Source organism: Frigoribacterium sp. PhB116 (assembly GCF_004364285.1).
Lineage (GTDB): Bacteria > Actinomycetota > Actinomycetes > Actinomycetales > Microbacteriaceae > Frigoribacterium.
This window is the reverse complement of the sequence record NZ_SOBE01000001.1, coordinates 575,848-598,566: the sequence shown is the minus strand read 5'-3', so window position 1 is coordinate 598,566 and position 22,719 is coordinate 575,848. Positions and strand designations below refer to the sequence as shown.

22 protein-coding genes are annotated in these 22,719 nt (G+C 72.5%); 18 read left to right on the top strand and 4 right to left on the bottom strand.

All coding sequences use genetic code 11. The features are described 5' to 3' along the window. Positions 1-14: 14 nt before the first annotated feature. The 10 genes from dnaJ (at position 15) to leuA (ending at position 10,217) form a co-directional block, all read left to right on the top strand. The gene (gene dnaJ / locus EDF20_RS02710; protein WP_123546158.1) at positions 15-1,130 is read left to right on the top strand and encodes a molecular chaperone DnaJ; all 1,116 of its coding nucleotides are present in this window, start codon (positions 15-17) and stop codon (positions 1,128-1,130) included. Positions 1,131-1,132: 2 nt separating this feature from the next. Continuing rightward, the gene (locus EDF20_RS02705) at positions 1,133-1,882 is read left to right on the top strand and encodes a 16S rRNA (uracil(1498)-N(3))-methyltransferase (RefSeq protein WP_133737620.1); all 750 of its coding nucleotides are present in this window, start codon (positions 1,133-1,135) and stop codon (positions 1,880-1,882) included. Positions 1,883-1,979: 97 nt separating this feature from the next. After that, entirely contained in the window at positions 1,980-2,384 is a 405-nt protein-coding gene (locus EDF20_RS02700) for an HIT domain-containing protein (RefSeq protein WP_133737619.1), read from the top strand. 76 nt (positions 2,385-2,460) lie between these two features. Next, positions 2,461-3,504, top strand: coding sequence for a PhoH family protein (locus tag EDF20_RS02695; RefSeq protein ID WP_243833402.1), 1,044 nt, complete (start codon positions 2,461-2,463; stop codon positions 3,502-3,504). Continuing rightward, on the top strand, positions 3,501-3,962 hold the full coding sequence (gene ybeY, locus EDF20_RS02690) for an rRNA maturation RNase YbeY (protein ID WP_123546152.1): 462 nt from the start codon (positions 3,501-3,503) through the stop codon (positions 3,960-3,962). The genes EDF20_RS02695 and ybeY overlap by 4 nt, the downstream gene beginning before the upstream one ends. Positions 3,963-3,969: 7 nt before the next feature. Continuing rightward, positions 3,970-5,286 (top strand): hemolysin family protein, encoded by a 1,317-nt coding sequence (locus EDF20_RS02685; protein ID WP_194613311.1) that lies wholly within the window; start codon positions 3,970-3,972, stop codon positions 5,284-5,286. Further along, complete coding sequence (gene era, locus EDF20_RS02680) at positions 5,283-6,221, top strand: GTPase Era (RefSeq protein WP_228506190.1); 939 nt, start codon at positions 5,283-5,285, stop codon at positions 6,219-6,221. The genes EDF20_RS02685 and era overlap by 4 nt, the downstream gene beginning before the upstream one ends. Positions 6,222-6,327: 106 nt before the next feature. Further along, complete coding sequence (locus EDF20_RS02675) at positions 6,328-7,599, top strand: histidine kinase (protein WP_133737617.1); 1,272 nt, start codon at positions 6,328-6,330, stop codon at positions 7,597-7,599. Next, a complete protein-coding gene (locus EDF20_RS02670; protein ID WP_133737616.1) occupies positions 7,596-8,267 on the top strand; it encodes a response regulator transcription factor in 672 nt (223 codons plus the stop codon). The genes EDF20_RS02675 and EDF20_RS02670 overlap by 4 nt, the downstream gene beginning before the upstream one ends. Before the next feature lie 189 nt (positions 8,268-8,456). Continuing rightward, on the top strand, positions 8,457-10,217 hold the full coding sequence (leuA, locus tag EDF20_RS02665; protein WP_133737615.1) for a 2-isopropylmalate synthase: 1,761 nt from the start codon (positions 8,457-8,459) through the stop codon (positions 10,215-10,217). A gap of 263 nt (positions 10,218-10,480) precedes the next feature. Here the strand turns inward: leuA and EDF20_RS02660 are convergent, their stop codons facing one another. Next, positions 10,481-11,143: a TRIC cation channel family protein gene (locus EDF20_RS02660; protein ID WP_123546142.1), complete on the bottom strand. Its 663-nt coding sequence runs from the start codon at positions 11,141-11,143 to the stop codon at positions 10,481-10,483. Between the two features lie 34 nt (positions 11,144-11,177). Between EDF20_RS02660 and recO the strand changes: the two genes are divergently transcribed. Both recO and EDF20_RS02650 read left to right on the top strand, forming a co-directional pair. Then, complete coding sequence (gene recO / locus EDF20_RS02655; RefSeq protein ID WP_123546140.1) at positions 11,178-11,945, top strand: DNA repair protein RecO; 768 nt, start codon at positions 11,178-11,180, stop codon at positions 11,943-11,945. Next, the gene (locus EDF20_RS02650; RefSeq protein ID WP_123546138.1) at positions 11,942-12,781 is read left to right on the top strand and encodes an isoprenyl transferase; all 840 of its coding nucleotides are present in this window, start codon (positions 11,942-11,944) and stop codon (positions 12,779-12,781) included. Before recO ends, EDF20_RS02650 begins: the two co-directional genes overlap by 4 nt. Here EDF20_RS02650 and EDF20_RS02645 read toward each other — a convergent pair. Further along, positions 12,778-13,455 (bottom strand): hypothetical protein, encoded by a 678-nt coding sequence (locus tag EDF20_RS02645; protein WP_133737614.1) that lies wholly within the window; start codon positions 13,453-13,455, stop codon positions 12,778-12,780. The genes EDF20_RS02650 and EDF20_RS02645 overlap by 4 nt on opposite strands. A 32-nt stretch (positions 13,456-13,487) precedes the next feature. After that, the gene (locus EDF20_RS02640; RefSeq protein WP_243833343.1) at positions 13,488-14,450 is read right to left on the bottom strand and encodes a LysR family transcriptional regulator; all 963 of its coding nucleotides are present in this window, start codon (positions 14,448-14,450) and stop codon (positions 13,488-13,490) included. A gap of 81 nt (positions 14,451-14,531) precedes the next feature. Between EDF20_RS02640 and EDF20_RS02635 the strand changes: the two genes are divergently transcribed. The 4 genes from EDF20_RS02635 (at position 14,532) to EDF20_RS02620 (ending at position 19,452) form a co-directional block, all read left to right on the top strand. Beyond that, positions 14,532-15,596, top strand: a complete 1,065-nt coding sequence (locus EDF20_RS02635) for an aminotransferase class V-fold PLP-dependent enzyme (RefSeq protein WP_123546132.1) — start codon at positions 14,532-14,534, stop codon at positions 15,594-15,596. 156 nt (positions 15,597-15,752) lie between these two features. Then, a complete protein-coding gene (locus tag EDF20_RS02630) occupies positions 15,753-17,138 on the top strand; it encodes a glycine--tRNA ligase (protein ID WP_123546130.1) in 1,386 nt (461 codons plus the stop codon). Positions 17,139-17,752: 614 nt separating this feature from the next. Next, complete coding sequence (locus EDF20_RS02625) at positions 17,753-18,718, top strand: hypothetical protein (RefSeq protein ID WP_133737612.1); 966 nt, start codon at positions 17,753-17,755, stop codon at positions 18,716-18,718. Continuing rightward, positions 18,715-19,452 (top strand): DsbA family oxidoreductase, encoded by a 738-nt coding sequence (locus EDF20_RS02620; RefSeq protein WP_133737611.1) that lies wholly within the window; start codon positions 18,715-18,717, stop codon positions 19,450-19,452. The genes EDF20_RS02625 and EDF20_RS02620 overlap by 4 nt, the downstream gene beginning before the upstream one ends. A gap of 153 nt (positions 19,453-19,605) precedes the next feature. On the opposite strand, the gene EDF20_RS02615 is transcribed toward EDF20_RS02620, so the two are convergent. After that, complete coding sequence (locus EDF20_RS02615; protein WP_243833342.1) at positions 19,606-20,100, bottom strand: YbaK/EbsC family protein; 495 nt, start codon at positions 20,098-20,100, stop codon at positions 19,606-19,608. Positions 20,101-20,154: 54 nt separating this feature from the next. On the opposite strand from EDF20_RS02615, the gene dusB reads away from it, so the two are divergent. Both dusB and EDF20_RS02605 read left to right on the top strand, forming a co-directional pair. After that, positions 20,155-21,312 carry a tRNA dihydrouridine synthase DusB gene (dusB, locus tag EDF20_RS02610; protein WP_123546122.1) on the top strand — a complete coding sequence of 386 codons (1,158 nt, stop codon included), beginning with the start codon at positions 20,155-20,157 and terminating at the stop codon, positions 21,310-21,312. Between the two features lie 104 nt (positions 21,313-21,416). Continuing rightward, positions 21,417-22,688 carry a deoxyguanosinetriphosphate triphosphohydrolase gene (locus EDF20_RS02605; protein ID WP_133737609.1) on the top strand — a complete coding sequence of 424 codons (1,272 nt, stop codon included), beginning with the start codon at positions 21,417-21,419 and terminating at the stop codon, positions 22,686-22,688. Positions 22,689-22,719 lie beyond the last annotated feature (31 nt).

Here is a 22,719-nt window from a genome sequence, read left to right as displayed (position 1 = left end):
GCAGACGAGAACAAGTGGCAGATCATTACGACGTGCTCGGAGTCGACCGGTCGGCGACGCCGGACGAGATCAAGAAGGCGTACCGCAGGCTCGCGCGCGAGCTGCACCCCGACGTCAACCCGAGCCCCGAGGCGTCCGAGCGCTTCAAGGACGTCACGCACGCCTACGACGTGCTGAGCGACCCGCAGCAGCGCGAGCGCTACGACCTCGGCCCGCAGGCCGGGTTCGGCGGCGGAGGCGGGGGCGCGGCCGGCTTCGGCGACATCTTCGACGCGTTCTTCGGAGGCGGAGGAGGCGGGGGCCAGCGACAGGGCCCGCGATCGCGTCGCGAGCGCGGCCAGGACGCCCTGCTGCGCCTCGAGGTCGACCTCGAGGAGATCGTCTTCGGCACGACCCGCGACATCGAGGTCGACACGGCCGTGCTCTGCGAGACCTGCAACGGGTCGTGCTGCGCGCCCGGCACCTCGCCCCAGACCTGCGACATCTGCCACGGCTCCGGCCAGATCCAGAGGACCGTCCGGTCGCTGCTCGGCAACGTCATGACGTCGAGCCCCTGCGGCACCTGCCGCGGCTACGGCACCGTCATCCCGAACCCGTGCCCCACCTGCCAGGGCCAGGGCCGGGTGCGCGCACGCCGCACGATCCCGATCGACATCCCCGCGGGCGTCGACACGGGCATCCGGCTGCAGCTGCCGAGCCAGGGCGAGGTCGGCCAGGCCGGCGGCCCGAACGGAGACCTCTACCTCGAGGTCAAGGTGCGCCACCACGACATCTACAGCCGCGACGGCGACGACCTGCTCGCGACCCTCGAGGTGCAGATGGCCGACGCCATCCTGGGCACCGAGACGACCCTGCACGCGCTCGACGGAGAGGTCGAGATCGAGCTGAAGGCCGGCACCCAGAGCGCCGACGTCATCACGATCCGCGACCGGGGCATCACGAAGCTCCGCGGCACAGGTCGAGGCGACCTCAAGATCGGCGTACAGGTGGTGACGCCCACCAAGCTCAGCCACAAGGAGCGGGAGCTCATCGAGAAGTTCGCGGCCGGACGCCGCTCGGCGGCGCCCGAGCTCTCGCAGTTCCAGCAGGGCCTGTTCGGCAAGCTCCGCGACCGGTTCCTGCACTTCTGATCGTGGCCCACTTCTACCTGGTCGACGACCTGACGAACGCGTCCGTCGGGAGCACCGTCGTGGTCGAGGGGCAGGAGGCGCGGCACGCGGTCACGGTCAGCCGGGTCCGTGTCGGCGAGTCGCTCGCGCTCGGCGACGGGCGGGGCACGTCGGTGCGCGGCGAGGTCGTCGAGGCGACGGATTCGCGGCTGACGGTGGTCGCCGCCGAGGTGACGCGGGTCGAGCGACCGGGGACCCGGCTCGTGCTCGTCCAGGCGCTGGCCAAGGGCGACCGCGACGAGCTCGCCGTCCAGGCCGCGACCGAGCTGGGCGTCGACGAGGTCGTGCCGTGGTCCGCCGCCCGCAGCGTCTCGCGCTGGGAGGGCGCCAAGGTGGCCAAGGGCACCGCTCGGTGGCGCTCCATCACGCGGGAGGCGACGAAGCAGGCGATCCGGCCCTGGGCTCCCGTGGTCTCCGAGCTGTCGTCGACGAAGCAGGTCGCGGTGCGCGCCGCGGACGCCACGACGCTCGTTCTCGTGCTCGAGCCGAGCGCCGAGCGGGCACTCTCCGACATCGTCGTCGAGGGCGGGGGAGGCGCGCCGTCGTCGGTCCTGGTGGTTGTCGGCCCCGAGGGCGGCATCTCGCCCTCGGAGCTCGAGCTGCTCGCGAGCGCGGGGGCGGTACCGGTGCGGCTCGGCGACGCCGTGCTGCGCACGTCGACGGCGGGGCCCGCCGCCCTCGCGGTCCTGAGCGTGCGGCTCGGGCGCTGGTAGGCGCCGGGCCGTCGGTGGCGGCCGTGGGGTCGTGCCGGCGGTGAGGGCCGTGCCGCTGGTGGGGGCCGTGTCGGCGGCCGCGACTACCATGGGACGCATGTCCGAGCCAGAGCCAGCACCGACCGAGGCGTCGGTCTTCAGCCGCATCATCTCGCGCGAGATCCCCGCCGACGTGGTCTTCGAGGACGACTCGGTGATCGCCTTCCGCGACATCGCGCCCCAGGCGCCGTTCCACGTGCTCGTCGTGCCCAAGACCGCGCGTCACCGCGACGTCGTCGAGCTCGCGGCCGCCGACCCGTCGCTGCTCGCCCAGATCGTGGCGACGGCCTCGGCGCTCGCCTCCGACCCGGCCCTCCTCGGCGACGAGGTCGTGGCTGCCTCGGGCGGCACGGGCGAGTTCCGACTGATCTTCAACACCGGCGCCTCCGCCGGCCAGACCGTGTTCCACGTGCACGCCCATGTGCTCGCAGGCCCCCTCGAGGAAGGCTCCCTTGCCCACTAGCGAGACCCGCTCCACCGACCCTCAGCCCGCAGGCGAGGGCACCACGCGTGTCGACCTCACCGTCGACGGCGTCGCCATGGTCCAGCTGCTCGGTCCCCAGGACCGCCTGCTGCGCACCGTCGAGAAGCAGTACCCCGACGTGCGCGTGCTCGTCCGGGGCAACGAGGTCGCCCTCGAGGGGCCGACCGCGTCCGTGAGCCGGGCCCGGGTGCTCGTCGACGAGCTCGTCGGGCTCGTCCGCGGGGGCCACGACCTCGCGCCGGCCGAGGTCGAGACGTCCGCGAAGCTGCTCGACTCGGGCGCGGCGGCCCCGTCCGACGTGTTCGGCCAGCCCATCGTCTCGAGCCGCGGCAAGGCCGTGCGCGCGAAGACGCTCGGGCAGAAGCAGTACGTCGACGCCATCGACCAGCACACCATCACGTTCGGCATCGGCCCCGCAGGCACGGGCAAGACCTACCTGGCGATGGCGAAGGCCGTCCAGGCCCTGCAGCGCCGCGAGGTGCAGCGCATCATCCTCACGCGCCCCGCGGTCGAGGCGGGGGAGCGGCTCGGCTTCCTGCCCGGCACGCTGACCGACAAGATCGACCCGTACCTGCGCCCGCTCTACGACGCCCTGAACGAGATGATGGACCCGGAGATCGTGCCGAAGCTCCTGGCGGCCGGCACCGTCGAGGTGGCGCCCCTGGCGTACATGCGCGGCCGGACGCTGAACGACGCGTTCGTGGTGCTCGACGAGGCGCAGAACACGACGCCCGAGCAGATGAAGATGTTCCTCACGCGCCTCGGGTTCGGCTCGCGGATGGTCGTCACCGGCGACGTCACGCAGGTCGACCTGCCCACCGGGGCCAGCGGCCTCCAGCTCGTCACCCGTGTCCTCGACGACATCGACGACATCCACTTCGCCCGGCTGACCAGCGACGACGTGGTCCGCCACACCCTCGTCGGGCGGATCGTCGACGCCTACACGACCTACGACGCCGAGCGGCAGGCCCAGCGGGCCGAGCGGCAGGAGGCGGCCGACTCGGCCGCCTCGGCGGGTGTCTCCGGCGACGGCGCGAACCGGGCCGAGCGCCGGTCGTCCGCCAGCCGCGACCGGCTCCCGAAGAGAGGCACCCGATGAGCATCGAGGTCAACAACGAGTCCGGCCTCGAGGTCGACGAAGCGGCGATCCAGCGCCTGGCGACCTTCGCGCTCGACCAGATGCACGTGCACCCCGAGGCCGAGCTCGCGATCGTCTTCGTGGACGAGGCGGCGATGGAGCAGCTGCACGTCCAGTGGATGGACGAGCCGGGTCCCACCGACGTGCTCAGCTTCCCGATGGACGAGCTCCGTCCCGGCACCGAGGACGAGCCCACGCCGGCCGGCCTGCTCGGCGACATCGTGGTCTGCCCCCAGGTCGCGGTCGCCCAGGCGGTCACGGCGGGCCACAGCCCCCTCGACGAGATGTTGCTGCTGACCTGCCACGGCGTGCTGCACCTCCTCGGCTTCGACCACGCCGAGCCCGACGACGAACGCGAGATGTTCGGTCTCCAGCGCGAGATCCTCGCCGCGTTCGCCGGCGCAGACGAGAGACGGTGACGCCGTGATGGTCACCGTGTTCGTCATCGTGGCCGTCGTGCTCGTCGTCCTCGGGGGGCTGCTCGCGGCCGTCGACGCCGCGCTGGGGGTGCTGAGTCGGGGCGACCTGCTCGAGGAAGCCGAGTCCTCGCCCCGCAGCAGCGCCTCGTTGTCCGCGGTCGCCGCCGACGTCGGAGCCCACGTCAACGCGGTCAACTTCACGCGGGTGGTCGCCGAGACGTCCGCTGCGGTCCTGGTCTCGCTGTCGTTCGCGTTCACGGTCGAGCACTGGTGGCTCGCCCTCCTGTTGTCGGCGCTGATCATGACCCTCGTGTCGTTCGTGCTCGTCGGCTCCAGCCCGCGCAGCGTGGGCCGGGCGCACGCCCGAGGCCTCGTCGTCGCGACCGCGGGCCTCGTCCGGGGACTCCGTGTCGTGCTCGGACCGCTCGCCGACGCCCTCGTCGCCATCGGCAACAGGGTCACGCCGGGCCGGCCCCGCAGTGCGTCGTTCTCGTCCGAGGAGCAGCTCCTCAGCATGGTCGACGAGGCCACCGAGCTCGACGTCCTCGAGGAAGACGACCGTGAGCTGATCCACTCGATCTTCGAGTTCAGCGACACGGTGGTCCGCGAGGTCATGGTGCCCCGCACCGACATGGTCACCATCGAGTCGACGGCCTCCGTCCGCTCGGCGATGAGCCTCTTCCTGGGGCGCGGTGTCTCGAGGGTGCCGGTGGTCGGCCGCGACAGCGACGACGTGGTCGGCGTCGTCTACCTCCGCGACCTCGCCCGGCGCCTGCACGAGCACGCCGGCGCCGACGACGCCGCGGTGGCCGACCTCGCACGCCCCGCGGTCTTCGTGCCCGAGTCGAAGAAGGCCGACGACGCGCTCCGGCAGATGCAGCTCGACAAGAACCACCTCGCGATGGTCGTCGACGAGTACGGCGGCATCGCCGGCCTCGTCACCCTCGAGGACCTCATCGAAGAGCTGGTCGGCGACATCAGCGACGAGTACGACCGCACCGTCGCCGAGCACCGCGAGATCTCTCCGGGGGTCTACCGCGTCAGCGCACGGCTGGCCGTCGACGAGCTCGGCGACCTCTTCGGCATCGAGCTCGACGACGACGACGTCGACTCCGTCGGCGGCCTCCTCACGAAGCAGCTCGGGCGCCTGCCCGAGAAGGGCTCGACCGTCACCGTCTCCGGTCTCGTGCTCACGGCCGACCGCACAGAGGGGCGACGTCGCGACCTGCAGACGGTCCTCGTCGAGCGCGACCCAGCCCTGGTCTCCGCCCAGGCGGCCTTCACCGACCCCGATCCCGTCCCCTCCCCGAGAGAAGCACCATGACGACCACCGGCGACGACTCCGTCCTGCCTCCCATGCCGACCGCCGGCCCCGACCACCGTGCGGGCTTCGTCTCGTTCGTGGGGCGGCCGAACGTCGGCAAGTCGACCCTGACCAACGCGCTCGTCGGCGAGAAGGTGGCCATCACCTCCTCGAAGCCCCAGACGACCCGGCGGGCCATCCGCGGGATCGTGCACCACCCCGCGGGCCAGCTCGTGCTCGTGGACACCCCGGGCATGCACCGGCCCCGCACCCTGCTCGGCGAGCGCCTCAACGACGTGGTGCAGACGACCCTGGGCGACGTCGACGTGATCGGGCTCTGCATCCCGGCCGACGAGAAGATCGGGCCGGGCGACAAGTTCATCAACGAACAGCTCGACGCGTTCCCACGGGCCAAGAAGGTCGCGATCGTCACGAAGACGGACACGACCTCGCGGCCGGCCGTGGCGGAACAGCTGCTCGCGGTGAGCCGGCTCCGCGACTGGGAGGCGATCATCCCGCTCTCCGCCCTCGGCGACGTGCAGCTCGACGTGCTCGCCGACGAGCTCATCAAGCTCATGCCGCTCTCGCCCGCGCTCTACCCGGCGGACGCCGTGACCGAGGAGGTCCTCGAGGACAGGGTCTCCGAGTACATCCGGGAGGCGGCTCTCGAGGGCGTGCAGGACGAACTCCCGCACTCCCTCGCGGTCACCATCGACGACATGGTCCAGCGCGACGACAAGGACATCCTCGAGATCTACGCGAACCTCTTCGTCGAGCGCGACAGCCAGAAGGCCATCGTCATCGGCAAGGGCGGCGCGAGGCTGCGCGAGGTCGGTGCGCGCGCACGGGCGCAGATCGAGCCGCTCGTCGGCCATCAGGTGTTCCTGTCGATCCGGGTCAAGGTCGCGAAGGACTGGCAGCGCGACCCGAAGCTGCTCGGCCGCCTGGGCTTCTGACCCCAGGGGCGCGTCTGTCCCTCCACAGGATGATCCGGGTCGGCCGGTGGTCGTCGGGACGTCCGCGGCTGACCCGCAGGGCCCCTTCGCGCCCTACGCTCGTCGGATGAGCTTCCGCCGCCTCGCGCCCTACCAGGTCGTCGTCGACGTCTCGGCGGCCCTCCTGCTCGGGTTCGTCTCGCTGCTGTTCCTCGAGGGCGACCTCGCGGGCGGCCTGGTCGTGCTCGGAATGGTCGTCGCCGCGGCGATCCGGCGCCTGTCCCCGTCGCTGGCGTTGACGATCGCCTGGGCCGTCGCCCTCGGCGAGATGGTCTCGCTGTCGACGCCGGGCGTCAGCAACCTCGCCATCTGCGCCGTGCTGTACTCGGTCGCCGCCTACGGCAGCGAACGAGCCAAGTGGGCTGGTCTCGGGTCGGTGGCCCTCGGCGCGATCTCGGGCACCTTCTACGTCTCGTTCGTGCAGACGTCGCTGTTCGGCATCGACTACAACGTCTACGGCGTCACCGACGTGGTCCGCATCTTCCTGCAGCTCGGCATCACGTTCCTCGGCTTCCTCGGTCTCCTCGGGCTGCCGTGGGCAGCGGGTCTGCTGACCCGGGCGAGGTCGACCGCGCGGGTGAGCCGCGAGGCGCAGCTCACGGCCGAGCGCGAGACGGCACGGGCCGAGGGCGACGCCGCCCGGGCCGAGCGCGAGGCGGCGCGGGCCGAGCGCGACATCGCCGTCGAGCAGGAGCGCAACCGGATCGCCCGGGACATGCACGACGTCGTCGCCCACTCGCTCGCCGTCGTGATCGCCCAGGCCGACGGCGCCCGCTACGCCGCGAGGGTCGATCCCACGAGCGTCGACGAGGCGCTCCAGACCATCGCGGGGACTGCCCGCGAGGCTCTCGGGGACGTCCGTGTGCTGCTGGGGCAGCTGCGGCACAGCCAGGGCGAGGCACCGCAGCCCGCGCTGGGCGACCTCGACCGCCTCCTCGACCAGATGCGAGGCTCTGGTCTGCAGATCGACCACCGCGTGCACGGCGAGCCCCAGCAGCTCGGCACCAACCGACAGCTCGCCGTGTTCCGCATCGCCCAGGAGTCGCTGACCAACGCGCTCCGGCACGGGGCGCGGGACGCTCCGGTCGAGCTGCTGTTCGACTGGCGCTACGACGCCCTCCACCTGGTGGTGTCCAACGTCGTGCGGCCGGTCACCGAGCCCGTCGACACGCGGGCGACGGGCGAGGTGCGCCGCGGCGGCCACGGTCTCGACGGCATGCGCGAGCGCGCCACGCTGGCCGGCGGGTCGCTCACGACCCAGGACGCCGACGGCCGGTTCGTCGTCCACGCCATCGTACCGACGCTGGCGCTTACCCAAGAAGTAGGGATGATCCGATGACCACCACGATCCGCGTCGCCCTGGTCGACGACCAGGCGCTCTTCCGGGCCGGCATCAAGATGCTCGTCGGCTCCCAGCCCGACCTCGAGTTCGTCGGCGAGGCCAGCGACGGCACGGAGGGGGTGGCGATGGTCGCCGAGGCACGTCCGGACGTCGTCCTCATGGACATCCGGATGCCCGTGATGGACGGGATCGCCGCGACGAGCGCCGTCCTGGCCCAGGCCGAGGCGGCCGCTCGACGCCCGCCCCGCATCATCGTGCTCACGACCTTCGACCTGGACGAGGCGGCGACCCGGGCGATCCGGGGCGGCGCCAGCGGCTTCGTCCTCAAGGACGCGGACCCCGAGTTCCTGCTCGCCGCGATCCGCACCGTCCACGCGGGCACCGCCGTGATCGCGGCGTCGGCCACACGGGAGCTCTTCGAGCACTTCGACGGCCGCTCCTCCCGGGCGGCGTCGATCCCTGCCGCCTTCGGCACCCTGACCAGTCGCGAGCGGGACATCTTCGACCTCGCGGCCCGAGGGCTCAGCAACTCGGAGATCGCCGGGCGCGAGTTCCTCAGCGAGGCCACGGTCAAGACGCACATCAGCCGGGTGCTGTCGAAGCTGTCGCTGCGCGACCGCGTCCAGCTCGTCGTGTACGCGTACGAGCACGGGATCACCGAGTAGCGGCAGCGGACGCGGCTCGTCCGTCACGGACCGGGCTCGGGTGCTAGATTCGCCTCGTGCTGTTCGGTCTGCTCCTCCTTAGCTGCCGCGACGAGTCCTGACCCAGGCCCCCCTCGTCGCGGAGTTCGTCGTCGGCCGACACCATCCACGCGCTGAGGCCCCGTCGTCGGGGCAGAGAAGACCTGAGTCATGAAGAACGCACAGATCCCGTCGGGGATGCCGATCCACAAGTACCGCCCGTTCCACGAGCAGATCGCCGTCGACCTGCCCGACCGGACGTGGCCCTCCCGTCGCATCACCGAGGCTCCGCGCTGGTGCGCCGTCGACCTCCGAGACGGCAACCAGGCCCTCATCGACCCGATGAGCCCCGAGCGCAAGCGCATCATGTTCGACCTGCTCGTCGGCATGGGCTACAAGGAGATCGAGGTCGGCTTCCCGAGCGCCTCGCAGACCGACTTCGACTTCGTCCGCAGCCTGATCGAGACAGGCGCCATCCCGGACGACGTCACGATCCAGGTGCTGACCCAGGCACGTGAGCACCTGATCGCCCGCACGTACGAGGCCATCGCCGGTGCGAAGCAGGCCATCGTGCACCTCTACAACTCGACGAGCGTCCTGCAGCGGGACGTCGTCTTCCGCACCGACCGGCAGGGCATCGTCGACATCGCCCTCGAGGGCGTCCGGCTCTGCCGCGCGGCTGAGGCGACCATCCCCGAGACGGCCGTGTTCTACGAGTACTCGCCCGAGAGCTACACCGGCACAGAGCTCGACTTCGCCCTCGACATCTGCAACCAGGTCATCGAGGCCTTCGACGCGACCCCCGAGCGCCCCGTCATCGTCAACCTGCCGGCCACGGTCGAGATGGCGACCCCGAACGTGTACGCCGACTCGATCGAGTGGATGCACCGCAACCTCGCGCGCCGCGACAGCGTCATCCTGTCGCTCCACCCGCACAACGACCGCGGCACGGGCATCGCCGCCGCCGAGCTGGGCTACCTGGCCGGCGCCGACCGCATCGAGGGCTGCCTCTTCGGCAACGGCGAGCGCACCGGGAACGTCGACCTCGTCGCGCTCGGCATCAACCTCTTCACGCAGGGCATCGACCCCCAGATCGACTTCAGCGACCTCGACAAGGTCAAGCGCACCGCCGAGCACTGCAACCAGCTGCCGGTGCCGGAGCGCAGCCCATGGGCGGGCGACCTCGTCTACACGGCCTTCAGCGGCTCCCACCAGGACGCCATCAAGAAGGGCTTCGAGGCGATGGCCGCCGAGGCGGAGGCGACGGGGACGAGCGTCGACGACCTCGTCTGGGCTGTGCCCTACCTGCCGGTCGACCCGAAGGACCTGGGCCGGAGCTACGAGGCCGTCATCCGCGTCAACTCCCAGTCCGGCAAGGGCGGCGTCGCCTACCTGCTCAAGGCCGACCACGCGATCGACCTGCCGCGCAAGCTGCAGATCGAGTTCAGCGGGGTCGTCCAGGCGCGCACCGACGCCGAGGGCGGCGAGATGTCGAGCGCCCACATCTGGACGATCTTCCAGGACGAGTACCTGCCCGCTCCGATCGACGACGACAAGTGGGGCCGGTTCGAGCTGACGCGCACGGGGACGTCCAGCGACATGGGCGGCGTGACGTCGCTCGACGTCGACCTGCGCGTCGGCGACACGGTCGAGTCGACCTCCGGCCGGGGCAAGGGCCCGATCGACGCCTTCATCCAGGTCCTCGCCGACCACGGGGTGCGGGTCGAGCTCTACGACTACGTCGAGCACACCCTCAGCGCCGGCGGTGACGCCCAGGCCGCGGCGTACGTCGAGCTCGACGTCGACGGGACGCGCCTCTGGGGCGTGGGCATCGACGCCGACATCTCGACGGCGTCGCTCAAGGCCATCGTCTCCGCGGTGAACCGAGCCGTCCGCCGGACGACGACGGTGCGCGAGCTCGCCACCGCCTAGCCGCTCCGCGGCCGCGGGCACGGGCCGCCGCTCGGCCCGGCTGCAGCTGGCCGCTTGCTCCGTCGGCAGGCCGTCGATCGTGTCGGCAACTCCTGACGCGTGCCCGGTCACGCGTGCGGGCGGCGCTGGCGCGCGGCAGCGCCGACGCACCGGTCAGGAGTTGCCGACACGGAGCGCGCCGGTGCGACGGCCGGCGCCGACACCGAGCGCGCCGGTGCGGCGGTCGGCGCCGGCGCCGGCGCCGCAGCGCATGCCGGGCGACGTCAGCGCGGTCGACGCCAGCGCGGCAGCCGGCTCAGAGCACGCTGCTCGGGCAGGGTCCAGCCGAAGCGCACGGCCAGCAGCCGGATCACCAGGGTGACCGACGTGCCGATGATCGCGGAGAGCGCCACCGGTGCCCCGACCGAGACGAGCACGACGAGCACGACGGTACCGGCGGCGGCGGCCACGGCGTAGAGCGACCCGACGTGCATCATCGCGATGGTCAGGTTCATCAACAGGTCTCGCAGCACCGAGCCCCCGACAGCGGAGATCACCCCCACGAACACGGCGGGGATCTCGGGCAGCCCGAGCGCCAGCGCCTTCGTCGAGCCGATCGCGCCGAACAGGCCGATGGTGAGGGCGTCCAGGGCGGTGATCAGCCCCGCGAGCCGGTGGAACAGGCGCTGCAGCGCCATCCCGACGAGGGCGGCGGCCACGGCCACGAGCAGGTACCAGTTGCTCGACATGGCACGGGGCACCTGCCCGAGCAGCACGTCGCGCAGGATGCCGCCGCCGAGCCCGGTGGCGATGCCGATGATCGCGACCCCGAGCAGGTCGAGGCGTCTGTCCTTGAACTCGGAGGCGAACATGGCGCCCTGCAGGCTGCCGACCCCGACGGCGAGGAGGTCGGCCCACAGGGGGATGGCGAAGGCCGTGGCGTGCATCCTGCACTTGTACCACGCGTGGGATCATGGCCGAGTGCCCGTGTACCGAGATGAATGCGTCGTGCTGCGCACCCACAAGCTGGGTGAGGCGGACCGCATCCTCACCATGCTCAGCCGCCAGCACGGCAAGATCCGGGCCGTGGCCAAGGGGGTCCGGCGCACCGGGTCGAAGTTCGGCTCGCGTCTCGAGCCGATGATGGTGGCGGACGTGCAGCTCTACGAGGGCCGGTCGCTCGACGTGGTGACCCAGGCCGAGTCGCTGGGCTCCTACGGTGCCCTGATCGCCGCCGACTACGCGAGCTACACGGCCGGGAGCGTCATGGTCGAGACGGCCGACAAGCTGACCGACGCCGAGGCCGGCCTGCAGCAGTACCTCCTCCTCGTCGGCGCCCTGCGGTCGCTGAGTCGGCGGGAGCACGCCCCCCAGCTCACCCTCGACTCCTACCTGCTCCGCGCGCTCAGCATCGCCGGCTGGTCGCCGAGCTTCGGCGACTGCGCCGTGTCGGGCGCCCCGGGGCCGCACTCGGCGTTCGTGGTGCAGCTCGGGGGAGTGGTGGCCGACGAGCACGCGCCTCCGGGGGCTCCGCGACTCGCGCCTCCTGCGCTCGAGCTGCTCTCGGCGCTGTTGACCGGCGACTGGGAGGCGGCCGACGCGACCCCGGACGCGACCCGCAACCAGGCGAGCGGCGTCGTCGCCGCCTACACCCAGTGGCACCTCGAGCGCGGCCTCCGCTCGCTCCAGCACATCGACCGAGAGCCCGGCCGGGCACTGCCCGCCGCCGCGAGGGAAGGCACCCCGTGAAGAAGACCCACCGCGACTCCGTCGACTGGCGCCCCGTCGACTGGACGGGCCTGTACCCGCCCGAGCTGCCCCGGGGCGCCGTCCCCGAGCACGTCGCCATCGTCATGGACGGCAACGGGCGATGGGCGAACGCGCGGGGCCTGTCCCGTGTCGAGGGCCACAAGCAGGGCGAGGCCTCGCTGCTCGACGTCGTCGCGGGCGCCATCCAGCTCGGCGTGAAGCACCTGAGCGTCTACGCCTTCTCGACCGAGAACTGGAAGCGCTCGCCCGACGAGGTGAAGTTCCTGATGGGCTTCAACCGCGACGTCCTGCACCGGAGGCGCGACCAGCTGAACGCGTGGGGCGTGCGCGTCCGGTGGGCGGGCCGCAAGCCGCGGCTCTGGGGCTCCGTCATCAAGGAGCTGCAGTACGCCGAGGAGCTCACCCGGGGCAACGACGTGCTGACCCTCACGATGTGCGTCAACTACGGCGGCCGCACCGAGATCGCCGACGCCGTGCGTGCCATCGCCGAGGACGTGGCGGCGGGCCGCGTCAAGCCGTCGGGGGTCACCGAGAAGCTCATCCAGCGCCACCTGTACGCGCCCGAGCTGCCCGACGTCGACCTCTTCGTCCGCAGCTCGGGCGAGCAGCGGACGAGCAACTTCCTGTTGTGGCAGTCGGCCTACGCCGAGATGGTGTTCCTCGACCGGCTCTGGCCGGACTTCTCGAGGACCGACCTCTGGGAGGCGGTGGTCACGTACGCCAGGCGCTCTCGCCGCTTCGGCGGGGCTGTCGACGCGCCGACGACGGCGGCCAGCGGCACCAGCACCGGCGCCGACACGACCGGCAGCGCCTAGAACTGGATGTTCGCGCCGAGGAAGATCCTCTCGGCGGGCCAGAGGAACTGCAGGGTGAGGGGCCCGTCGGCGGGCCGGTGGAACCAGGCGTTGGCGAACACGGCCGACTCGCCCGGCAGCAGGTACCAGGTCGCCGCGTCCGCCGGGAAGGCCGACTCGAGCGACGCCGAGTAGCCGGCGTCCGTCAGCAGGTCCTGGCCGGCGAACACGTCCTGCTGGGCGAGGTCGTTGCCGTAGGCGGAGTAGTCGGCGCTGAGGTCGGTGAGGTCGAGCCGACGTTGCGAGTTGTTCGCCAGCACGTAGGCGGTGGCCTCGACGGTGGTGCCGGCGGGGTAGGGGTCGCTGCCGTCGGGCCGCGCGTAGATGGAGGGCGCCGTGGTCGTCAGCGTGCCGACGCTGTAGACGTAGATCGTGAGGTCCTTGTAGTTGACCTGGTTGAGGAGCGTGCCGCCCGGTGCCAGCTCGTCGGGCGAGGCGCCGCCCGTCCCTCCGCCGGTGCCCGGCGCACCCGTGACCTGGGGCTGGGGCGCCTGGGTGGCCGTGCCGCCCAGGCCCGAGCCGCCGTCGACGCCGGCCTGGCCGACCGGCTGGAGGGTCGTGAGGTCGGGGAAGCAGGCGGTGAGGCCCACCAGCAGGACGGCGGCGAGGCCGACGGCGGTCAGTCGTCTCTTCACGGAGCGGGCACCCTTCGTCTCGTCCGGTCAGCCTAGCTCGGGCCTGTGACAGCGCCCTGCGGCCCGACCGCCTCGAGGCCGTGCCGGTCCGGCAGCACCGCGGCCACCGCCTCCGTGAGGACGCGGATGCTGGGAACCCGCCGGGCCCCGCGGCGGTGCGCGACCGCGATCACCCGCGAGACGGACGGGGGCAGGGTGACGACCCGCACCTCCTCGGGGAGCGCCGCCGACTGCAGCGACAGGCCCGGCAGCAGCGCGATCCCGAGGCCCGCCGCGACGAGGCCGAGCACGGCGAGCGCGTTGTCGGTCTCGAGGACGATCTCGGGCGCGAAGTCCGCGGCCGCGCAGGTGGTGAGGAGGTGGCCGCGGCAGCGCGGGCAGCCCCCGATCCAGCGCTCGGCGTGCAGCGTGCCGAAGTCGTCGCCCTCGACGAACGGGTGGGGGCGGGGCAGCACGAGCACGGTCCGGTCGGCGAACAGCGCGGTCTCGCGGAGCGACTCGGGCACGCTCTCGCGATCGGTGGCGGCCCGGCCCGCATGGCGGAACACCACCGCGGCGTCGACGGCTCCGTCGCGCAGCAGCGTCAGCGCCTCGGGGGGCTCCGCCTCGACGTAGTCGACCTGCAGTCCGGGGTGGCTGGTGCGCAGCCGCGACAGCACGTCGGGCACGAGTGTCGAGGAGGCGCTGGGGAAGCCCGCGAGCCGCACCCGTCCCGAGGTCGCGCCGCCGAGGTGGTCGAGCTCCTGGCGAGCGGCGTCGAGGGCGGCCTGCACGTGGACGGCGTGCTCGGCCAGGCGCCGCCCGGCCTCGGTGAGCTCGACCCCGCGGCCCGCCCGCAGCAGCAGCGGGTGGCCCACCCGGGCCTCGGCCCGCCGTAGGTGCTGGCTGAGCGCCGGCTGGCTGTAGCCCAGCTGGGCGGCGGCCGCGGTCACCGTGCCTGTGTCGGCGACGGCGCGCACGATGCGGAGGGTCAACAGATCGAGGTCGTCGGTCATGCTCGAACCATAACGCGACGTTATGTGTGGTGTCGTCATCCTGGTCTTGTCGTCCTGCGGCGCACGGCCCAGTCTGGGGCGATGCCCGACACGACCAGCATCCTCACCGTCCCGGAGGCGGCCTCGCGCTTCGCGAGCGGCACCGGGTACCTCGCCGCCTGCACCATGGGGCTGCCCCTGGCCGAGACGCTCGCGGCCCAGCGAGACGACCTCGCCCGCTGGGCCACCGGGTCGCGCTCGCCCGTCGGCTACGGGGACGTCGTCGAGCAGGCCAGGGCCTCGTACGCGCGGCTGGTGGGCGTGCCCGTCACGAGCGTCGCCGTCGGCTCGCAGACCTCGGCCATGGTCTCCGTGGTCGCCGCGGCCGCGCCCGACGGCGCCGAGGTCGTCTGCGTCGACGGCGACTTCAGCTCGGTCGTCTACCCGTTCCTGCAGCAGGCGCACCGGGGCGTGACGGTGCGCAGCGTCCCGGTCGACGAGCTGGCGGAGGCGGTCGGGCCCTCGACGTGGTGCGTGGCGTGGTCGGCCGTCCAGTCGGCCACCGGCGTCGTGGCCGACGACGCGAGGATCCGCGCCGCGGCCGCGGTCCACGGCGCCCTCACCGTCTGCGACGTGACGCAGGCGGCGGGTGTCCTGCCGGTCGACGCCTCCGCGTGGGACGTCTCGGTCGGACACGCCTACAAGTGGCTCTGCTGCCCCCGGGGCGCGGCCTTCATGACGCTGTCCGAGCGTGCCCTGGCGGAGCTGCGGCCCGTGCAGGCCGGCTGGTACGCGGGCGACTCGGTCTGGTCGTCCTGCTACGGGCCCGCGATGCAGCTCGCCCACGACGCCCGCGCCTTCGACGTCTCGCCGGCCTGGCCGGCCTGGCCGGGCGCCGCGGCGGCCCTCGCCACGTTCGCCCGCCTCGACCCTGCCGAGACCTGGGCACACGCCAGCGGGCTCGGCGACGAGCTCTGCCGACGCCTCGACCTGCCCGAGCAGCACCAGGCGATCGTCACGTGGGCCGACGTCGACGGCCGGGCCGCCACCGCGATGGGGGAGGCGGGCCTCACCGTCTCCGCCCGGGCCGGTCGCGTGCGGGTCGCCTTCCACCTCTGGAACACGGCCGAGGACGTGGAGGCGGTCGTCGCCTCCCTGGGACGCTGACCCGGATGGTCGAGGCGTCGGGGCGTCGGGGCGTCGAGGCGTCGGGGCTCGTCCGGACGCCGGGCCGGGGCGGGCCGAGCCGCCCGCGCGGCTAGAGTTGCCGGGTACCTCGACCGCCGGGCCCCGAGCCCGGACCGATCCTCTGGAGCACACCCCGTGGCAGCACCCAACCGTCTCGATTCCGTCATCGCCCTGGCCAAGCGCCGCGGGTTCGTCTTCCAGTCGGGCGAGATCTACGGCGGGTCCCGGTCGGCCTGGGACTACGGGCCCCTCGGCGTCGCGCTCAAGGAGAACATCAAGCGCCAGTGGTGGCAGACCATGGTGCAGGGCCGCGACGACGTCGTCGGGCTCGACTCGGCCGTCATCCTGCCGCGCCAGGTGTGGGAGGCCTCGGGGCACGTCGAGGTGTTCAGCGACCCCCTGGTCGAGTCGCTGCACACCCACAAGCGCTACCGGGCCGACCACCTCCTCGAGGCGTACGAGGCCAAGCACGGTCACCCGCCCGAGAACGGCCTCGCCGACGTGCGCGACCCCGAGACCGGGCAGCCCGGATCGTGGACCGAGCCGCAGAACTTCTCCGGCCTCCTCAAGACGTTCCTCGGGCCGGTCGACAACGAGCAGGGCATGGCGTACCTCCGGCCCGAGACGGCCCAGGGCATCTTCACCAACTTCGACAACATCCTGCAGTCTTCTCGCATCAAGCCGCCCTTCGGGATCGGCCAGATCGGCAAGAGCTTCCGCAACGAGATCACCCCCGGCAACTTCATCTTCCGCACGCGCGAGTTCGAGCAGATGGAGATGGAGTTCTTCGTGGAGCCCGGCAGCGACGAAGAGTGGCACCAGTACTGGATCGACGCCCGCTTCCAGTGGTACGTCGACCTCGGCATCGACCCCGAGAACCTCCGCCTGTACGAGCACGCTCCCGAGAAGCTCTCGCACTACTCGAAGCGCACCGTCGACATCGAGTACCGTTTCCGGTTCGCCGGCGGCGAGTTCGGCGAGCTCGAGGGCGTCGCGAACCGCACCGACTACGACCTCAAGACGCACGCCGCCGCCTCCGGCAAGGACCTGTCGTACTTCGATCAGGCCAAGAACGAGCGCTGGACGCCGTACGTCATCGAGCCCGCCGCCGGCCTCACCCGGTCGCTCATGGCGTTCCTCGTCGACGCGTACACCGAGGACGAGGCGCCCAACGCGAAGGGCGGCGTCGACAAGCGCACCGTGCTGAAGCTCGACCGCCGCCTGGCGCCGATCAAGGTCGCCGTCCTGCCGCTGAGCCGCAACGAGCAGCTCTCGCCGATGGCGCGCGGCCTCGCCGCGGACCTCCGCAAGTACTGGAACATCGACTTCGACGACGCCGGGGCGATCGGCCGTCGCTACCGTCGCCAGGACGAGATCGGCACGCCCTTCTGCGTCACGGTCGACTTCGACTCGCTCGAGGACGACGCGGTGACGGTCCGCGAGCGCGACACGATGGAGCAGCAGCGCATGCCCCTGTCGGCGCTGCGCGGGTACCTCGCGGAGCAGCTGCTCGGCGCCTAGCGCCCCGCGGGCCTGCCGGGCGCCGCCGGGCCGCCGGCCCTCCGCGCCTGCGGTGCCCGCCGCGCCTGTCCGGGCCACCGGCCGCGGGCGACTCTCGGGGGCCGGGCCGGGTCGGGTCGCCGGTCGGCAACTCCTGCACGGTGCCCCGTCGCAGTTGCACGCAGCGGGGTCGCGTGCGACTGCCTGCACTCGTCGCAGGAGTTGCCGACGCCGGCTGCTCCGCGTCGCCCTCGACTCGTACTCGCGGCCTGCTCGCGACCTGCACGTCCCGCGGCTCGCACGACCCGGGGCCTGTACGGCCCGGGGCCGGCACGACCGCTGTTCGCCGGCCCGGGCCCGGGCTGCCGGATGCGCCGCCCGCGGTCGGCAACTCCTGATCGGGGACGCCCGACGGGCTGCGATGCGCAGATCGGTGCACCGTGCGTCGCGTTCTTCAGGAGTTGCCGACGTGCACAGGGCGGCCCTGGCACCGGGCGCCTGCACGCGGCGGTGGAGGCGCGTCCTCCCCGTGGCGGTGGAGGTGCGTCCTCCCCGCCGTCGAGCGGTGGTCGTCTCGTCCACACGCTGGCCCTCGAGCCCACCGCTACGAGCACATGGGCGTAGATCCTCGGGAGATGACGACGATCGGAGAACTGGTGGCTGCGGCCGGCGGGCTGCTGCACAAGCGCGACCTCGTCGGATACGGCGCCACCGACAGGCACCTCACGGCGGCGGTCCGGGCTCGCGACGTCCGGCGTCCGAGGCGCGGGTGGTACTCGACCTGGCCGCCCACCGACCCGAGGTTCGTCGCCGTCGCGGTCGGGGGGAGGCTGACCGGGGCAGCCGCGCTCGCCCTCCTGGGCGCGTGGGCGTGGGATCGCCGTCCCCCCGACGTCGTCGTCTCCGTGTCCCGCACCGCCTCGCGCCTGAGGCGCCGCCACGGCGTGCGCGTCGTGTGGGACGGAGCAGACGTGGTCGATCGGGGCGGCACCGCGACCGTGGACGCCCGCGACGCCCTGGCCCGCGCCGTGGTCGAGACGCCCACCTTCGAGGACGCGGTCGTCCTCGCCGACTGGGCCCGGTCCGTCGAGCTGATCACCGAGGCGGACGACCGGGCTGTCCTCGGGCGGCATCGACCGGACGCGTCGGGGCTGGCCGACTGGAGCGACGAGGGTGCACAGAGCATCCTCGAGAGCGCGGCGGGCACTCGCCTCCGCCTGGCGGGCCGCGTCGTCGAGCGGCAGGTCGTCGTGGGGCCGCGAGGCGAGGCGGTGGACCACGTCGTCGACGGGACGGCGTCGCTCGAGACGGACGGTCGCGAGCACCACGCCGACCACTTCGAGCGCGATCGCCGAAAGGACCTCCTGACGATCGCGGCCGGATTCGTGCCGTGCAGGGTCAGCTACCGGCAGGTCCGCGAGGAGTGGGCGGCGGTGCAGGAGGCGGTGGACAGGCTCGTGGGGCTCGCCGGCGGCCCGCCGCCCTCCGCGCGCCCCGAGGCGCGGCTGCCCCGCGTGCTGCGCGCGAGGGGCCGGCGCCGCTGGAGGCTGGGGCGTGACCCGGGAATGCCTCGGACCCGCACCGACTTTGCCCTGTCGTGACCGACACGACCACCGCCTCCTCGCCCCTCGCCAGTTCCCCGATCAAGGTCGACGTCTGGAGCGACATCGCCTGCCCGTGGTGCTACATCGGCAAGCGGAAGTTCGAGGACGCGGCGGCGCGCTTCGACGGCGAGGTCGAGGTCGAGTACCACTCGTTCGAGCTGTCGCCCGACACCCCGGTCGACTTCGAGGGCGACGAGGTCGACTTCCTCGTGGAGCACAAGGGCATGCCGGCCGACCAGGTGCGCGGCATGCTCGACCAGGTCACCGGCATCGCCGCCGAGGTCGGGCTCGCCTACGACTTCGGGTCGCTGCACCACACGAACACGGTGAAGGCGCACCAGCTCCAGCACTTCGCGAAGGCGCGCGGCCTGCAGCTCGAGATGACCGAGCGGCTGCTGGCCGCCTACTTCGTCGAGGGCCGTCACGTGGGCCGCGTCGCGGACCTCGGCGACCTGGCCGCCGAGGTAGGCCTCGACCGGGACGAGGTCGTCGCGGCCCTCGAGTCCGACCAGCACCTCGCCGACGTGCGCGACGACCAGCAGCAGGCGCAGGCGTTCGGCATCACGGGCGTGCCCTTCTTCGTGCTCGAGGGCAAGTACGGGATATCGGGTGCCCAGGCGCCCGAGGGGTTCCTCGGCGCCCTGCAGCAGGTGCAGTCCGAGCTGGCCACGGCGAGCGGCGCCGCGTCCGCGCCGGGCACGGCCGCGACCGGGACGGACGCCGTCCGATGAGCCCGTTCGCCATGCTCGGCGACGCGGACGCCCTCGCCTGTGAGGGCGACTCGTGCCTGCTGCCGGCCGCTGTCGCCCCCGTCGGTGCCCTGACCCCGTGCGCGTCACCGGCCGACGTCCGGACCGAGGCGGACCCGGCCCCGGAGGCGGCGGTCAGTCGCTGATGTCCGCCACGGTCGCGGAGTATGCCTCGATGAGCTCGTCGGCCTCGACGAACGCGCTCAGGCCGTGCCCGCCGGCGCCCATGGCCACTCGACGCCCGACGATCCGCTCGTCGGCCACGACGGGCCATGCGGTCGAGCTGCCGACGGGAGTGATGGTGCCGCGCTCGAAGCCCGTCGCGTCGAGGGCGACCTCGGCGGCAGGCATCGAGAGCTTGTTCACCCCGACGACGGTCCGCAGCTTGCGCCACGAGATCTGTCGGTCGCCGGGGACGAGTGCGAAGAGGAACGTCCCGTCGTGCCGCTTCACCACGAGGCTCTTCACGACCGAGGACGGGTCGACCCCCAGCAGGGCCGCCGCCGCCTCGAGGCTGTCCGCCGCCGGGCGCGCGACGATCTCGACGGCGAGGCCGCGTTCCGCCGCGTCAGCGAGGAGCCGCTGCGTGCCTCGCCCCTGCACGTCGCTCGGCCCTGTGACTTGCTCCACAGGCGAACCCTCGGAGGCTGTCGGGGCAGGATCGCTCATGGGAGAATCGTACCGATGACCACCACCACCCTGCCTTCCCCCGGCCTCTCGATCGGACCGATCGACGTGGCCTCGCCCGTCGTGCTCGCGCCGATGGCCGGGATCACCAACACGGCTTACCGTCGCCTGTGCCGCGAGCACGGCGCCGGCCTGTACGTCAGTGAGATGATCACGAGCCGCGCCCTCGTCGAGCGCACCCCCGAGTCGATGCGGCTGATCACGCACCACGAGAGCGAGACGCCCCGCAGCATCCAGCTCTACGGCGTCGAGCCGAACACCGTCGCCGAGGCGGTCACCATGCTGGTCGCTGAGGACCGCGCGGACCACATCGACCTCAACTTCGGCTGCCCCGTGGCGAAGGTGACGCGGCGCGGCGGGGGAGCGGCCCTCCCCTGGAAGATCGGGCTCTTCCGCGAGATCGTCGAGCGAGCAGTGAAGGCCGCCGGCGACGTCCCCCTGACCGTGAAGATGCGCAAGGGCATCGACGACGAGCACCTGACGTACCTCGAGGCGGGCCGGGCGGCCGAGGGCGCGGGGGTCGCGAGCGTCGCTCTGCACGCCCGCACGGCCTCCGAGTACTACTCGGGCCAGGCCGACTGGTCGGCGATCGCGAAGCTGAAGCAGACGGTCACGAGCGTGCCCGTGCTCGGCAACGGCGACATCTGGTCCGCGGCCGACGCTCTCCGCATGGTCGACGAGACGGGCTGCGACGGTGTCGTCGTCGGCCGGGGCTGCCTCGGGCGCCCGTGGCTGTTCGGAGATCTCGCGGCCGCGTTCCGCGGCGAGGAGCAGAAGGCCGAGCCGGCCCTCGGCGAGGTGGCCGCGGCGTTCCGACGGCACGCCGAGCTCCTGGTCGAGTTCTACGACGGCGACGAGCCGCACGCCTGCCGCGACATCCGCAAGCACGTCGCCTGGTACTTCAAGGGCTACCCCGTGGGCGGCGACACGCGAGCCGCCCTGGCGGCCGTCGAGTCGCTGCAGCAGATGGACGACCTGCTGGCGACCCTCGACGCCGCTCAGCCGTATCCCGGCGACGCGGCCGAGGGGCCGCGAGGTCGCGCCGGCAGCCCGAAGCGGCCGTCGCTGCCCGACCGCTGGCTCGAGAGCCGAGAGCTCGACGAGGCGTTCCGCGGCGAGCTCGTCGCGGCCGAGCTGCACCACAGCGGGGGCTGAGGCGTGCCCTCCTCGACGTCCGTCCGCCCCACCCCCTCGATCGCGACCGCACCCGCCACGGCGGCCGCACCCGCACCCGCACCCGTCAGCCTGAGAGGCCCCCGGTGACCACTGCCTCCCTGCACGGCGTCGGCGTCGACTACGCCCCCGCCGACTCCGAGCGCTGGCTGCCCGAGCAGCACTCGAACCGCCGGAGCGACTTCGCCCGCGACCGAGCACGCCTGCTGCACTCGAGCGCGCTCAGGCGCCTCGCTGCCAAGACGCAGGTGCTGAGCCCGACTACCGGGCTCGACTTCGCCCGCAACCGCCTGACGCACTCGCTCGAGGTGGCGCAGGTGGGCCGCGAGCTCGCGACGAGCCTGGGCCTCGACCCCGACGTCGTGGACACCGCGTGCCTGGCCCACGACCTGGGCCACCCGCCCTTCGGGCACAACGGCGAGCGAGCGCTGAACGAGTGGTCCTCGGGCATCGGCGGCTTCGAGGGCAACGCGCAGACCCTCCGTCTGCTCACCCGCATCGAGCCGAAGGTCATCGACGCGACGGGCCGCAGCTTCGGCCTCAACCTCACCCGCGCCAGCCTCGACGCGAGCTGCAAGTACCCGTGGCCGGCAGCGCAGGGCGTCCCCGACCCGGGCGGACGCATGAAGTTCGGCTTCTACGACGACGACACGGCCGCCTTCGACTGGCTGCGGGCCGGTGCGCCGAGGCGTCGCCGCTGCATCGAGGCCCAGGTGATGGACCTCTCCGACGACATCGCCTACTCGGTGCACGATTTCGAGGACGCCGTCGTGAACGGCTACGTCGACGTGTCGAGCCTGGGCTCGCCCGACGGCCACGAGGCCCTGGTCACGGCCATGCACGCGTGGGTCGGCGGCGAGCTCAGCCGCGACGAGCTCGAGGAGGCCTTCGACCGCCTCCGCCGCCAGCCCTTCTGGCTCCGTTCCTACGACGGCGGCCGTCTCGACCAGGCCCGACTGAAGAACCTGACCAGCCAGTTGATCGGCCGCTTCGCCGGCTCGGCCACGCAGTCCACGCGAGAGTCGTACGCCGAGCAGTCCCTCATCCGGTTCAGCGCGAGCATGGTCATCTCTCCCGACGTGATCGGCGAGATCGCCGTGCTCAAGGGCATCACGGCGGCCTTCGTGATGACGCAGGGCCACCGCCAGCCGATCTACGAGCGTCAGCGCGAGGTGCTCACGACCCTGTCCGACGCCCTCTGGGCGACGGGCGACTCCGAGCTCGACCCCGGCTTCCGTGCCGACTGGGCCGTCGCCGACGACGATGCCGGCAGGAGGCGCGTGGTCGTCGACCAGGTCGCCTCCCTGACCGACCAGAGCGCCGTCAGTTGGCACGACCGCCTCGTCGGGGCGCGATGAGCGGCCCCGTGACCTCCGTCGCCACCCGGCC